Here is a 13,441-nt window from a genome sequence, read left to right as displayed (position 1 = left end):
GATCCGATCGTGCTCACCCACGCCCGGGCCCTGCTCGCCACCACCCCCGAAGGGCGTACCGCCTACCTCGACGCCGACCTGCACGACCCCGAGAGCATCCTCGGTGCTCCCGAGCTGCGCGCCACCCTCGACCTCACCCGGCCGGTGGCCCTCTCCCTGATCGCGACGATCCACTTCTTCCCCGACTCCGACGACCCCCACGCCCTCCTGCGCCGTCTCCTGCAGGCGCTGCCATCGGGCAGCCATCTGACCCTCACCCACGCCACCGCCGACTACGACGAGGGCATGGAAAGGGTCGCCGCCACCTACCGGGCCAACGGCATTCCCGCCCAGCAACGCGGTCGCACCGAGGTCGCCCGTTTCTTCGACGGCTTGGACCTGCTCGATCCCGGCCTCCAGATCGTGCATCGCTGGCGGCCTGACGACGACACCCCCGACGGCCTCACCGACGCCCAGGTCAGCTTCTACGGGGCCGTCGGTCGCAAGCCGTAGCAGCAGGGGCTCTCACGGCCGGGCGACGCGGTGGGTGAGGGCAGTGTGACGACGCCCGGCTCCCGGGGTCCGGACCGCGGCCGCCAGCGCCTTACGGGAGCCGACCAGAACGACAAGCCTCTTGGCGCGGGTGACCCCGGTGTAGAGGAGGTTGCGTTGGAGCATCATCCACGAGGAGGTGGTGAGCGGAAGCACGACGGCAGGGTATTCACTGCCCTGGGAGCGGTGGATGCTGACGGCGTAGGCATGGGCGAGTTCGTCGAGTTCGGAGAAGTCGTAGCCGAGACTTTCGTCCTCGTCGGTGAGCACGGTCAACGTCTGGTCTTCGGTGTTGATGCCGGTGACGACGCCGACGGTGCCGTTGAACACCCCGGCCCGGCCCTTGTCGTAGTTGTTGCGGAGCTGGGTGACCTTGTCGCCCACCCGGAACACCCGCCCCCCGTAGCGGCGTTCGGGAGCGCCTTCCCGGGCAGGGGTGAGAGCCTCCTGTAGCAGATTGTTGAGGTTACCGGCCCCGGCCGGTCCGCGGTGCATCGGCGCCAGCACCTGGACGTCGCGGCGGGGATCGAGCCCGAAGCGTTTCGGGATGCGGTGGGCGACGATGTCCACCACCATTTTGGCGGTCTCCTCCGCCGGCTGCAGACCGGAGTCCTCGGACGGTTCGCAGGTAAACCAGAAGAAATCACCGAAGCCGTGCAGCCGCGGTGGTGTTCCGGCGTTGATGCGGTGGGCGTTGACCACGATGCCGGACTGCTGGGCCTGCCGGAAGATCCTGGTCAGCCGGACCCGGGGGATGGTGTCGGTGGCGAGCAGGTCGCGCAGGACCTCGCCGGCGCCGACGGAGGGAAGCTGGTCGACGTCACCGACGAGCAGCAGATGTGCCCCCGGCGGAACCGCCTTCACCAGCTTGTTGGCCAGGATGACGTCCATCATCGAGGACTCGTCCACCACCACCAGATCGGCCTCCAGCGGATTGTCACGGTCATATCTGGGGTCACCGCCGGGTTGCAGCTCCAGCAGCCGGTGGACGGTGGAGGCCTCGTGGCCGGTGAGTTCCGCCAGCCGTTTGGCGGCCCGCCCGGTCGGCGCGACCAGCACCACCCGGGCCTTGCGGGCCCGGGCGAGCTCCACCACCGAACGGACGGTGAAGCTCTTGCCGCACCCCGGGCCGCCGGTGAGCACCGCAACCTTGCGGGTGAGCGCGAGCCTGACCGCTTCCGCCTGTTCGTCGGCCAGGTCCTGACCGGTCCGGCCGCGCAGCCAGCTCAGTGCCCTGTCCCAGTCCACCTCCGCGAACGACGCCAACCGCTCCTCGTCGCAGGTGAGCAGCTGCAGGAGCCCGCCGGCAAGGGAGGTCTCCGCGCGGTGGAACGGCACCAGATAGACCGCCGGGACAGTGCCGTCTCCGGCGGGGATCCCCTCGCGGATCACGCCTTCGTCGGCGGCGAGCTGGTCCAGGCACGGCCCGATCAGCTCCCGTTCGACCTCGAGGATCTTCGCCGCATCGGTGATCAGGTTCGGTGCGGGCAGGAAGCAGTGCCCGTCGTCGGCGGCCTGCGACAGGGTGTACTGCAAACCGGCCTTGATCCGTTCCGGGCTGTCGTGGGGGATGCCGACGGCCTGGGCGATGGTGTCGGCGGTCCTGAACCCGATTCCCCACACGTCGGTGGCGAGCCGGTAGGGCTGCGTGCGGACGACGCCGATGGACTGGTCTCCGTACTTCTTGTAGATCTTCACCGCCAGGGAGGTGGACACCCCCACTCCCTGCAGGAACACCATCACCTCCTTGATCGCCTTCTGTTCCTCCCAGGCGTCGGCGATCTTCTTGGTGCGTTTGGGTCCCAGCCCGCGCACCTCGATCAGCCGCGCCGGCTCCTCCTCGATGATCCGCAGAATGTCGATGTCGAAATGCGCGACCATCCGCTCGGCCATCGCCGGCCCGATCCCCTTGATCAGACCCGAGCCCAGGTACCGGCGGATGCCCTGGATCGTCGCGGGCAGCACCGTGGTGTAGGAGTGCACCTGGAACTGCCGGCCATACCGGGGATGGCTACCCCACTGCCCGGTCAGCCGCAGACTCTCCCCGATCTGCGCGCCCAGCAGCGGACCGACCACCGTCAGCAGGTCCGGACCGGACCGCTCGGTGGCCAGCCGGGCGATGGTGTAGCCGGTCTCCTCGCTGACGAAGGTGATCCGCTCCAACACCCCCTCCACCACCGCCTGACGCGCGGCCTCAGCAGAAGCACGGGCAACCGTCACAGTCAGCCATTATGCGAAGCCCGCCGCGCAGCCGGTCAACACCCCACACCGCGCGGACCAGCGGACCAGCAGATCAGCAGATCAGCAGATCAGCCGGTGACGTCGCGGCCGATGAGCTGGCGGGCGATGATCCACTGCTGGAGCTCGTTGGCGCCCTCGAAGATTTCCAGAATCTTGGCGTCGCGGTACATCTCCTCGAGGCGGACGGATTCGCCGCTCTCGGCCACCCGGCGGGCAAAGCCGACCGCGCCGTGGATCTGGATGGCCTCGCGGACGAGGTCGTTGGCCAGGCGCGTGCCGTAGGCCTTGGCCATCGCGGCCTCCGGTTCGGCGCTGCGATCGCCGCGGTCGAGCAGGAGCGCGGCCTTCTGGTACAGCGAGCGCGCGCACTCGATCTCGGTGGCCCGCTGGGCCATCTGGAACTGCCAGTGCTGCATGGCGCCGAGCGGGGCGCCGAACACGTGCCGGGTGCGCAACCGGTGCACGGCGAGGTCGAGGGCGGCCTGGGCGACCCCGACGCCGGCGGCGCCGATGCCGATCCGTCCGCGCACCAGCGCGGACAGTGCCACGCCGAGGCCGCCGTCGGGCGGACCGAGGACGTTGTCCGCCGGCACGTGCACGTCGGTGAACACGATGTCGGCGGTGAGCTGGCCGCGGTGGCCCATCTTCAGGTCGGGCGCGCCGATGCGGACACCGGGCGAGGACAGGTCGACCAGTGTGGCGCCGGCGCCACACGGGGCTCGATCGGGGTCTCGAAACGCCGCCGCGGTCAGCTCTCCGGGGCCGTCAGCATCTCGCGCAGCACCCGCTTCCACAGGGCCAGATGGGGCTCGGTGCGCGGGTTGTGCCCGGTGACGGCGTAGGTCAGGGCGACCCCGCGCCTACTGGAGAAGATCAGATCCCGGGCGGCGGGGAAGTCCGGGTGGGCGCTGAGCACCGGCCCGTACATCGTTGCGACGACGCTGTTGATCGCGCCGCCGAGCTGCCGTTCGGCGGCCGCGAGGGTGGCGGCGAGGTCGGCGTCGGTGCGGGCCGCGGTCCACAGTTCCATCGCCGCCCAGAAGTACGGCGCCCGGAACGTCTCCCACAGCAGGTCGGTGGCGAGGTCGATCCGCTCGCCGTCGTCGGCGGTGGGCCCGCCGGCGGCGGACAGGACGAACCGCCGCATCTCCTCGATGCGCTCGCCGGCCAGATGCTGGGCCGCCGCCACCAGCAGGTCCTCCCGGGACGGGAAGTGGTGCAGCAGCCGGCCGCGGGACACCCCGGCTCTGGTCTGGATCGCCACGGTGGTCGTCCGGGCGTAACCGTCCTTGAACAGTCCCCGGACCGCCGCGTCGAGGATGAGCTCGCGGCTGCTGGCGCGGCGCTGCCGCTGGGTGCGCCGGGGGTCGGGATCATCGACGGGCATCGGCCGACGATAGCGGGCCGTGGCGGTCCAGCCGGTTCGGTCGCGGCTCGCGGTGGGCGCCCGGGCCGGCCGGTGCCTGCAGGCCGCCGGGGTCGCCGGGGACAGCGGAGGGCCGCGTGTCGGGCCGCAGCCAGGCGGCCCCGGCGGGTGGGCCGGGATGGCCCAGCAGGAAGCCCTGGCCGTAGAGGATGCCCGCGGCCATCGCGGTGGCCAGCTCCGCCGGGGTCTCGATGCCCTCCGCGACGATGCTGCCCCCGATCTCGTCGGCGACCTGGACCAGGCCGGTCGCGATGGCGCGGCGGGCGGCGTCGGTGTCGATGCCCCGGGTGATGACGCCGTCCAGCTTGATGATGTCCGGGCGTAGGTGGAGGAGCTGCTCCAGGCCCGCGTAGCCGGTGCCGATGTCGTCGATGGCGATCCGCACCCCCCGGCTGCGCAGTTGCTCGACGGCCCGCAGCAGGTGCTTGTCGGTCCCGATGTGCTCGTGCTCGGTGATCTCGACGACGAGCCGATCGGCCGCAGCACCGGGAAGCAGATCCAGCAGGCCGGCGGAGATGGTGGTGGGGGAGGCGTTGACGGCCAGGGTGAGATCGCCGGGTAGGACGGGCAGGACGGCGAGCGCCCGGCCGATCGCGAGTCGTTCCAGCTCGGTGCTCAGCCCGACGGTGGTCGCGTCGGCATACCAGCGTTGCGCCCCGCCGCGTCCGTCCGGGAACCGGGACAGCGCCTCCACGCCGATGATGCGCTCGTCGGCGAGCCGGAAGATCGGCTGATAGATGATCCGTGGGCCGCCACTGTCGATGAGGTCGCTGACCTCCTGCCAGACCCGGCGCCGCCGCGCCCACATCTCGTGCAGGTCGAGGACGGTGTCGCTGAGGAACGCCGCCAGCAGGCGCAGGAAGCGCCCCTCGCGCTCGGGGCTCGCCGGCCGGGACCGGTGCCCGGCACAGCACAGGACGCCATACACCCTGCCCTCGGCGTCGACGATCGGCGCCGAGGCGTAGGAGCCGATGCCCCAGTCCCGGACGTCGCGGTTGCCGGCGAGGCTCGGATCGGCCAGAGTGTCCGCGACGATCGCGGGCAGCTCGCCGGTCAGCACCTGCCCGAGCAGGGAGTCCGGGTGGCTGACCGTCGCGCCCGCGTGCAGCCCGAACCCGGCGACGTCCCCGCACAGCACCTGCAGGACAAGGTGCCCGTCCTCGACCCTGGCCAGCGCGGCGAGGTCCATGCGCAGCTGGCGGCGCAGAATCTCGAGTAGATCCGCTACCACCGTGTCCGGTTGGGACAGTTCCGACTCAGCGGCGGCCAACGCGGGCACCATCCGGACCACCTCCGAGGGGAGCATGCCCGCCGTGACCTGCGGTCATGCCGGACGGCCCCGACAGGCGAACCCGACAGACGGCCCCGCCGGGTGGGCCGGCGACCGGGGCGGGACCCGGGGGCTGGCCTCAGGCCAGCGCGGCGATGACGGTGTCGCGGATGAGCTCGGCGAGCCGGGGCGGTGCACCCCGCCGAGTGCGGATGTGCAGCGGCTCGGGGGCGACCGGGGGCAGGTCGTCGCGCCGGACCAGGCCGGGGGGGACCGGGCCGACATCCGCGAGCAGCGCCACCCCGACGCCGGCCCGGGCGGCCTGCAGCACCCCGGCGAGGTGACCGGCCTCGCCGACCACCCAGGCGGTGCGGCCGACCCGCGCCAGGGTGTTCAACGCCTGGCTGCGGATCGTGCACGGATCGTTGATGGCCACCAGGGGCAGCGGACGGTCCGGTGGCGGCGGCGTCCAGCCGGCGGCCGCGTACCAGGCCAGCGGCAGGGTGCCGGCCGGCCGGGACACGGCGGCGCGGGCCGAGCCGATGAGCACGGCGACGTCGACCGCGCCCTGGTCGAGCGCCTCGGTGAGGCGGGCCCCCCGGTCGAGGCGAAACTGCACGCGCGCCTCGGGGAACCCGGCGGTGAGCGCCTCCATCCACAGCGGCAGCAGGTGATCCGCGGCGTGCTCGGTGGCGCCGACGGTGATCGTGGAGGGCCGGGCCGGGGCGCCGACACCGAGCTGTTCGAGGGTGCCGTCGTGCAGGGCGAGGAGCCGTCGTGCCGCGGCGAGCAGGAGCTCGCCGTCGGGGGTGAAGCGGGTGGCCCGACCGTCCGGCTCGACCAGCGGGCGCCCGACCGTCTTCTCCAACCGCCGGACGTGCTGGCTCACGGCGGACTGCGAGACGCACAGGGTCTCCGCGGCCCGCCGGAAGCCGCCGCTGTCAGCGATCGAGATGAGGCTGCGCAAAGCGTTTATGTCGAGCACGGAGGACACAAGGCGCACCATAACACGAACGATCGCGAATCCTGATCGGTGCGATCGCGGATCGGCGTTGGACAACCGGAGGAAAACCCACCATCCTCATGGACATGGTCGGCACGTCACGCGCATCCCGGTTCGGGCAGGTCAACGCCCCTCGTGCCGGCTGTGCCCTTGCCGTCCCGCTACCCAGGCGGGTGTTGACTCGTCGGCGGGTCGTCGACTTCGGCATCCTCGCCTCGTCCTGTTGTCGCTGCCGCTGACGCGAACCGCACCGCCAGCCGGCTTCGGACGCCGCCCCGGCCCCGCCTGACGGCCTCGGCGCGGTGACGCCCCGGCCGGCCGGGTAGGCCCTGCCGCCTGCCGGCCCGCCGCGACGGGTGGCGCCGCCCCGGGCGCAGGTCAAGCCCCGAGTCCCCGCGCGGCGCGACAGAGTCGGCGGGCGCCTGAGCTTGTCGGCCCTCCCGGTGCACGCGGTGCCCGTCCGCCCGCGCTTCCGTGCCGCTCCAGGCCGGGCGCCTCCCGCCCGGCCGCCTCCGCCCAGCCGTCCTTCTCGCTACGTCTCCGCCGCCGCCGTGCCCTCGTGCTCGGACGGCCGGCCGTGCGCGCCTGCCCCGTGCGTCGACGGCCCGCCGGCCCCGGTGTGCTCGCGCCGGCCAGGCCCGGCGCCACCGGCCACCGCGCCCAGCGCATCCACCATCACCACCCGCCCCGACCGCCTGTATCCGACCGCACGTACCCCCGGCCCGGGCCCCTGACCCGACCGAGTCCCCTCTCCCGGACGAAGGACGCCTCGATGACCTCCGCCCAGCTCTCCCCCGCGCCGGCCTCGACCATTGCCGCGTGGGACAACCCGCCCGCCGTCGCCCCACGTGGAACGATCATCCTGGTCGTCGGACGCGGCGAGCACCCCGGCGTCTACGAGCGGTTCGGCACCCGGATCGCGTTCGACGGGTACCGCGTGCGCGTCGTCGGCGACCCGACCGCAGACGCGGACGCGGTGACGGCGGACATCCGCACCCTGCTGAGCGACCCCGACCTGCCCGCGCCCCGCGTCCTGGCGGGCTCCGACGCCGGTGCCGCGTTCGTCGCCGCCCTCGCCGCGACGGGGACCGTGCAGGCCGACGCGCTGCTGCTCGTCGGCCTGCCGCCGGCCACCGCCGGCGCCCCGGCTCCGGCGGGCCCGGCCTCCGCGGCGGCCGCCACCTCGGTCGCGGTGGGGGCAACCGAAGCGGGGGCAACCGAAGCGGGGGCAATCGGAGCGGGGGCAATCGGAGCGGAAGGAGCTGCGGCGGGGGGCGAGGACGCCGACGGCGAGGGTCGCTGGGCGGCAGAGCTCGCGGCCCGTACGGCCTGCCCGACCCACCAGGCCCGGCTCAGCGCCGACCCGCACCTGCGTCGCGGGGGCCTGGACACGCCCGTGCCGCCGGCCTGGCTGGCCGACGGCGACCTGGGCCGGGTGGACCTGCCGGTGCTGGGCCTGCACGGCACGGCGGACCTCGTCAGCCCGCTCGGCCAGGTGCGCGCCCGTTACGCGGCGGCGCCCCGGGCCGAGCTGGTCACCATCGACGGGGGCAAGCACGACGCCCTCAACGACGCCACCCACCGCACCGCCGCTGCCGCCGTCGTGCTGTTCCTCGAACGCCTGCGGCTCGGCAGCGAGCTGCCTGCCATCGCGCGCTGGTCGTGACCTGCCCCCACCACCCCCGCGCCTGACCGCCTTCCCGGAGGACCCCGATGCCCGTCGAGTTCATCAGCGCGATCAACATCAACCAATCCAACGAGCTCAACCGGCTCGGGCAGACCGACATCGACCTGCCGTTCTTCAAGCGGTACGCGCGGGCGCTGGATGAGGGCGGCTTCGACTACACGCTCGTGGCCTACAGCTCGTCGTTCCACGACCCGTTCACCCTGGCCTCCGCGATCACCCAGCACACCGAGCGGGTCAGGCCCATCGTGGCGCTGCGGCCGAACACGATGTACCCGACGGTCGCCGCCAAGCAGCTCGCCACGCTCGATCAGCTCAGCGGTGGCCGGGCCGTCGTGCACTTCATCGCCGGTGGTGACGACCGCGAGCAGGCTCGCGAGGGCGACCGACTGAGCAAGACCGAGCGTTACGCCCGGCAGTCGGAGTACATCGACATCCTGCGCAAGGTGTGGACCTCGACGGCCCCGTTCGACCACGCCGGGACCTACTACTCGTTCGAGGACTTCGTCTCGCTGGTCCGGCCGGTCAACGGCACCATCCCGGTGTCGGTCGGCGGCTCCTCGGCCGAGGCCTACCAGGTCGGCGGCGCCAAGGGCGACATCTTCGGGCTCTGGGGCGAGCCGCTGGCCGAGACGAAGCAGCAGATCGACGCGGTGTACGAGCAGGCCCGCCTCGCCGGGCGCAGCGACACCCCGCGGATCTGGGTCACCTTCCGGCCGATCATCGCCCCGACCGAACAGCTCGCCTGGGAGAAGGCGCACCGCATTCTGGGCGTCCTGCAGGGCAACGGCGGGATCGTCCACAAGGGCTTCCGGGTGGGCGGCAACGCCACCCCGGCCAACGTCGGTTCCCAGCGGCTGCTGGCCGCCGCCGCCCGCGGTGAGGTGCACGACCGCGCGCTGTGGACCGCCACCGCCAAGGCGACCAACGCCGCCGGGGCGTCGACGGCGCTGGTCGGAACGCCGGAGACGGTCGCCGCGGCGATCCTCGACTACGTCGACCTCGGCGCCGAGCTGATCTCGATCCGCGGCTACGACAACTTCAACGACGTCGTCGACTACGGCCGCTACGTCCTGCCGCTGGTGCGCCAGGAGCTGGCCCACCGGGAGGCGACGGGCCGGCGCGGCGAGGTCGTGCCACTCGACGCGGGACTGCCCCAGCCAGAACTCGTCGGCGCGGCCGGGGCGCAGGTGGCGTCATGACCGCCCCGTCCGACGTGATCGTGTCGTCGACCGTCGAGGCCGGCTCCGTGCCGGCGGGAACGGCCGTGCCGGCGGGCGAGGCCGTGTCCGCGGCGCCGCTGCCCGCGGTCGACATCTCCGACGAGGCGCTGGCCCGGGTCGGCGCCCAGATCGCCGCCACCGCCGAGGAGTACGACCGGTCGGGGGAGTTCCCCTGGAAGGGCGTGCAGGCCGTGCACGACGCGGGCCTGCTGCGCCTGGGCATCGACCCGCGCTACGGCGGGCAGGCGCTGAGCCCGACCGACAGCATCCGGGTGTTCCTCGCGCTCGGCAAGGGCGACCCGTCGGTGGCGCTGGTCTCCGCGATGACCGTCTTCCAGCACGTGCTGCAGGCCCGTGACCCGTTCTGGCCCGACGAGCTCTACCGGAAGGTCGTCGCCGACTCGCTGGAGCGGCCGGTGCTGCTCAACGCGATCCGGGCCGAGCCGGAGCTCGGCGCGCCGGCCCGCGGCGGCCTGCCGGCGACGAAGATCCGCCGCACCGCCGACGGCTGGGTGGTCAACGGGCGCAAGGGCTTCGCGACCAGCTCCGAGGGGCTGAGCTACCACCTGGTCTGGGTCGCCACCGAGGAGGACGACCCGCTGCTCGGGCATGTGATCATCCCCGCCGACACGCCCGGCATCGAGATCGTCCGCACCTGGGATCACTTCGGGCTGCGGGCGAGCAGCACCCACGACGTGATCTACCGCGACGTCGAGGTGCCCGCCGCCAACTTCCACGGGCTGCCCGCCTCCGCCCAGACCCCGGACGCCGGGTTCGCCGCCGTCGGGATCGGGGCGACCGCCCTCTACATCGGGGTGGCCCGGGCCGCGCAGGAGTTCTTCCTGCGGTTCGCCAACGAGCGGGTCCCCACCGCGCTGGGCCGGCCGATCGCCACGACCGAACGGATCCAGACGGTCGCCGGGGAGATCGAGGCGCAGCTCGTCGCCGCCGAGGAGATCGCCTTCGGGGTGGCCCGCCGCTTCGAGGAGGACGCCCCGCAGGCGGCGGAGCGCTCCATCCTCGCCAAGCCGCTGATCGCCCGGGCCGCGATCACCGCGGTGCAGACCGCGGTCGCCGCGATCGGCAACCCCGGCCTGACCCGGCGCAACCCGCTCGAACGCCACCTGCGCGACGTCCACTGCGTCCGGGTCCACCCGCCGCAGGAGGACACCGCGCTGCTCATCGCGGGCCGCCGCGTCCTCGCCGCCGCAGCGCCTGCCGCTGCAGCGCCTGCCGCCGGCTAGCCGCCGCGTCCCCACCGTCCCGGCCGTCGGGCCTGGAATCCCGTCCGTCCCGTCTATCCCGTCCGTCCCATTCATCCCGTCCGCTCGTCGCGGAACGTCACAAGGGGGAGCACCATCACCATGTCCACGTCGCACCGTCACCGAACGAGGCGACGGCTGGCCGCTACAGCCGTCTCCGTCCTCGCGGCCGTCTCCCTCGCGGCCTGCGGGAGCGGCGGCTCCTCCGGCTCCTCCGGCACCTCCGCGGCCGGCGGCACGCAGGACGGCAAGCCGGTCCCCGGCGGGCGCCTGAAGATCGCCTTCTGGTCGGACTTCCAGTCCTGCATCGACCCGAACCAGGTGTACTGGATCGAGTCCCGCAGCATCGACCGCAACGTGGCCGACTCGCTGACCGACCAGGACCCGAAGACCGGCAAGATCGTCCCCTGGCTCGCGACGAGCTGGACGGTGAGCCCCGACGCCACCTCGTACACGTTCAACCTGCGCAAGGACGTGACGTTCAGCGACGGCACCAAGTTCGATGCGACCGCGGTGAAGACGGCCTACGACGGGCTGCACGACCTCGGCGCCAAGTCGACGCTCGGCCTCACCTACCTGGCCGGCTACAAGTCGACCACCGTCGTCGACCCGTACACCGTCAAGGTCGACTTCGCCACTCCCAACGCCGCGTTCCTGCAGGCCTCCTCGACGACGACGACGGCCATCCTGTCGCCGGCGACGTACAAGGAGACGCCCGAGGCACGCTGCGCCGGCAAGATCATCGGCTCGGGCGAGTTCACCCTCGACAGCTACTCGGCCGGCAAGTCGGTCAAGCTCACCAAGCGCGCCGGCTACGCCTGGCCCAGCTCGCTGATCGCGAACAAGGGCGCGGCGTACCTCGACGGCATCGACGTCAGCTACATCGCCGAGGACAACGTCCGGGTCGGCAGCCTGACCAACGGCACGATCGACATCGCCTGGCCGCGCCAGCCGATCACCTCCGCCGACCAGCAGGTCATCAAGGCCTCCGGCGCCACCATCCAGACCCGCGCCCTGCCCGGCATCATCGGGCTGCTGATCCCGAACGTCACCGCCGGCCGCCCGCTGGCCGACCTGCAGGTGCGCAAGGCGCTGTACAAGGCACTGGACCTGACCAGCTACGCCAAGACCGTGTACTGGGACGGCTACCCGGTGGCCAAGAGCTCGGTGACCTCGACCACCCCGTACGCGGTGGACCAGTCCGCCAAGCTCGTCTACGACCCCGCCGGGGCGGGCAAGCTGCTCGACGCCGCCGGCTGGGCGCTGGGCTCCGACGGCTACCGCCACAAGGACGGCAAGAAGCTGACGCTGTCCTACCTGACCAACGCGGCCGGCCCCGGTGACCAGCTCGTCCAGGACCAGCTCAAGAAGGTCGGCATCGACTACCAGATCAAGGTCGTCACGGCCGCGCAGCTCACCCCGACCGGCAACGCCGGCGACTGGGACCTCTCCGGCGGCTACCTGACCCGGGCGGACCCGAGCGTGCTCGGCTCGTCGCTCGACCAGGCCGTCTCCAAGCAGTACACGGCGAAGTACTCCCAGGACCCGGCGACCGCGGCGAAGATCAGCGCACTGTTCGCCAAGGGGCTGTCCACGGCCGACCCCACCCAGCGCGCCGCCGCCTACAAGGACCTGCAGGACGCCCTGATCGACAACGGGGTGGCCTTCCCGCTCTACGACCGGCTGCAGACCGCCGGCGTCTCGGGCAAGGTGCACGGCTTCGCGTGGACCTCGGAGAGCTTCCTGCGCGCCAACGACATCTGGCTGTCCAAGTAGGACCCCGCACCTAGAACCGGAACCACCACCGTGGGACCGGAACCCGCCACCGTAGGACCGGTACCCACATGCCCCGTTATCTCGCCGGTAGGGTCGCCCAGGCACTCCTCGTGCTCTGGGCGGCCTACACCGTCACCTTCATCATCCTGAACGTCCTGCCCAGCGACCCGATCACCCTGCAGCTCAGCGCGGGCGGCGCCGACGTCAGCCAGCTCACCCCGGCGCAGCTGCACGACCTGAAGGCGCACTACGGCCTGGACGACCCGATCGTCGTGCAGTACTTCCATCACCTGTGGAGGGCGCTGCACTTCGACTTCGGGATGTCGCTGACGCAGAACGTCTCGGTGGGCTCGCTCATCACTGACAAGCTGCCCTCGACGATCGCGCTCACGGCCGTCGCGATCGGGGTCGTGCTGGTGCTCGGCCTCGGCATCGCCTTCCTCGCCACCTACGTCCAGTGGCGCCCGGCTCGGGTGCTGCTCGCCCGGCTGCCCGCGGTCGGCGTCTCACTGCCGCAGTTCTTCGTCGGGCTGCTGCTCATCCAGGTCTTCTCGTTCTCGCTGACCTGGCTGCCCGCGACCGGCACCCACGGCTGGCGCAGTCTGGTGCTGCCGGCGATCACGTTGGGCCTGCCGCCCTCCGCGATGCTCGCCCAACTGCTCACCCGCAGCCTCAACGACACCTGGCGTGAGCCTTACATCACCACCGCCCGGGCCAAGGGCCTGTCCCGCTGGACGATCCAGGTCCGGCACGCGCTGCGCAACGCCTCGTTGCCGGCGCTGACCCTGCTCGGCGTGCTCGTCGGGTACACCGTCGTCAACGCGGTCGTCGTCGAGACGGTGTTCTCCCGCAACGGCATCGGCCAGCTCGCGCAGCAGGCGGTGCTCGGCCAGGACGTGCCGGTCGTCCAGGCCATCGTCCTGATCGCGGCGGCCCTGTTCGTCGTGGTCAACCTGCTCGTCGACCTGCTCTACTCGCTGCTCGACCCGCGCGTGGCACGCGCGGGTCGAGCAGCCTGAGGGGGA

Annotated in this window: 12 protein-coding genes; 6 read left to right on the top strand and 6 right to left on the bottom strand. The window is 72.2% G+C overall.

The features are described 5' to 3' along the window. The coding region (locus FF36_RS27915) for an SAM-dependent methyltransferase (protein WP_044888185.1) at positions 1 to 492 on the top strand (492 nt) is incomplete at its 5' end. Between the two features lie 12 nt (positions 493 to 504). Here FF36_RS27915 and recD2 read toward each other — a convergent pair. The 6 genes from recD2 to FF36_RS35675 all read right to left on the bottom strand — a co-directional run bounded on the left by recD2 (position 505) and on the right by FF36_RS35675 (position 7,153). After that, the gene (recD2, locus tag FF36_RS27910) at positions 505 to 2,751 is read right to left on the bottom strand and encodes an SF1B family DNA helicase RecD2 (protein ID WP_044888184.1); all 2,247 of its coding nucleotides are present in this window, start codon (positions 2,749 to 2,751) and stop codon (positions 505 to 507) included. 89 nt (positions 2,752 to 2,840) lie between these two features. Continuing rightward, entirely contained in the window at positions 2,841 to 3,416 is a 576-nt protein-coding gene (locus FF36_RS27905) for an acyl-CoA dehydrogenase family protein (protein WP_242419720.1), read from the bottom strand. 104 nt (positions 3,417 to 3,520) lie between these two features. Continuing rightward, on the bottom strand, positions 3,521 to 4,159 hold the full coding sequence (locus FF36_RS27900) for a TetR/AcrR family transcriptional regulator (protein WP_044888183.1): 639 nt from the start codon (positions 4,157 to 4,159) through the stop codon (positions 3,521 to 3,523). Next, complete coding sequence (locus FF36_RS27895; RefSeq protein WP_044888182.1) at positions 4,146 to 5,504, bottom strand: sensor domain-containing phosphodiesterase; 1,359 nt, start codon at positions 5,502 to 5,504, stop codon at positions 4,146 to 4,148. The genes FF36_RS27900 and FF36_RS27895 overlap by 14 nt, the downstream gene beginning before the upstream one ends. Positions 5,505 to 5,607: 103 nt before the next feature. Beyond that, a complete protein-coding gene (locus FF36_RS27890; RefSeq protein WP_044888181.1) occupies positions 5,608 to 6,474 on the bottom strand; it encodes a LysR family transcriptional regulator in 867 nt (288 codons plus the stop codon). Between the two features lie 529 nt (positions 6,475 to 7,003). Next, positions 7,004 to 7,153 carry a hypothetical protein gene (locus tag FF36_RS35675; protein WP_206778487.1) on the bottom strand — a complete coding sequence of 50 codons (150 nt, stop codon included), beginning with the start codon at positions 7,151 to 7,153 and terminating at the stop codon, positions 7,004 to 7,006. A 90-nt stretch (positions 7,154 to 7,243) separates the two neighbouring features. On the opposite strand from FF36_RS35675, the gene FF36_RS27885 reads away from it, so the two are divergent. The 5 genes from FF36_RS27885 to FF36_RS27865 all read left to right on the top strand — a co-directional run bounded on the left by FF36_RS27885 (position 7,244) and on the right by FF36_RS27865 (position 13,435). Beyond that, the gene (locus FF36_RS27885) at positions 7,244 to 8,137 is read left to right on the top strand and encodes a serine aminopeptidase domain-containing protein (RefSeq protein WP_044888180.1); all 894 of its coding nucleotides are present in this window, start codon (positions 7,244 to 7,246) and stop codon (positions 8,135 to 8,137) included. Positions 8,138 to 8,184: 47 nt separating this feature from the next. Continuing rightward, the gene (locus FF36_RS27880; protein WP_044888179.1) at positions 8,185 to 9,357 is read left to right on the top strand and encodes an LLM class flavin-dependent oxidoreductase; all 1,173 of its coding nucleotides are present in this window, start codon (positions 8,185 to 8,187) and stop codon (positions 9,355 to 9,357) included. Further along, the gene (locus FF36_RS27875) at positions 9,354 to 10,622 is read left to right on the top strand and encodes an acyl-CoA dehydrogenase family protein (RefSeq protein WP_044888178.1); all 1,269 of its coding nucleotides are present in this window, start codon (positions 9,354 to 9,356) and stop codon (positions 10,620 to 10,622) included. Before FF36_RS27880 ends, FF36_RS27875 begins: the two co-directional genes overlap by 4 nt. Before the next feature lie 120 nt (positions 10,623 to 10,742). Then, the gene (locus tag FF36_RS27870) at positions 10,743 to 12,416 is read left to right on the top strand and encodes an ABC transporter substrate-binding protein (protein WP_044888177.1); all 1,674 of its coding nucleotides are present in this window, start codon (positions 10,743 to 10,745) and stop codon (positions 12,414 to 12,416) included. A 68-nt stretch (positions 12,417 to 12,484) separates the two neighbouring features. Then, complete coding sequence (locus tag FF36_RS27865; RefSeq protein WP_044888176.1) at positions 12,485 to 13,435, top strand: ABC transporter permease; 951 nt, start codon at positions 12,485 to 12,487, stop codon at positions 13,433 to 13,435. Positions 13,436 to 13,441 lie beyond the last annotated feature (6 nt).

The organism is Frankia torreyi, from assembly GCF_000948395.1.
GTDB lineage: Bacteria > Actinomycetota > Actinomycetes > Frankiales > Frankiaceae > Frankia > Frankia torreyi.
Note: the sequence above shows the minus strand (reverse complement) of the source record. Positions and strands in the feature narration are given on the sequence as shown.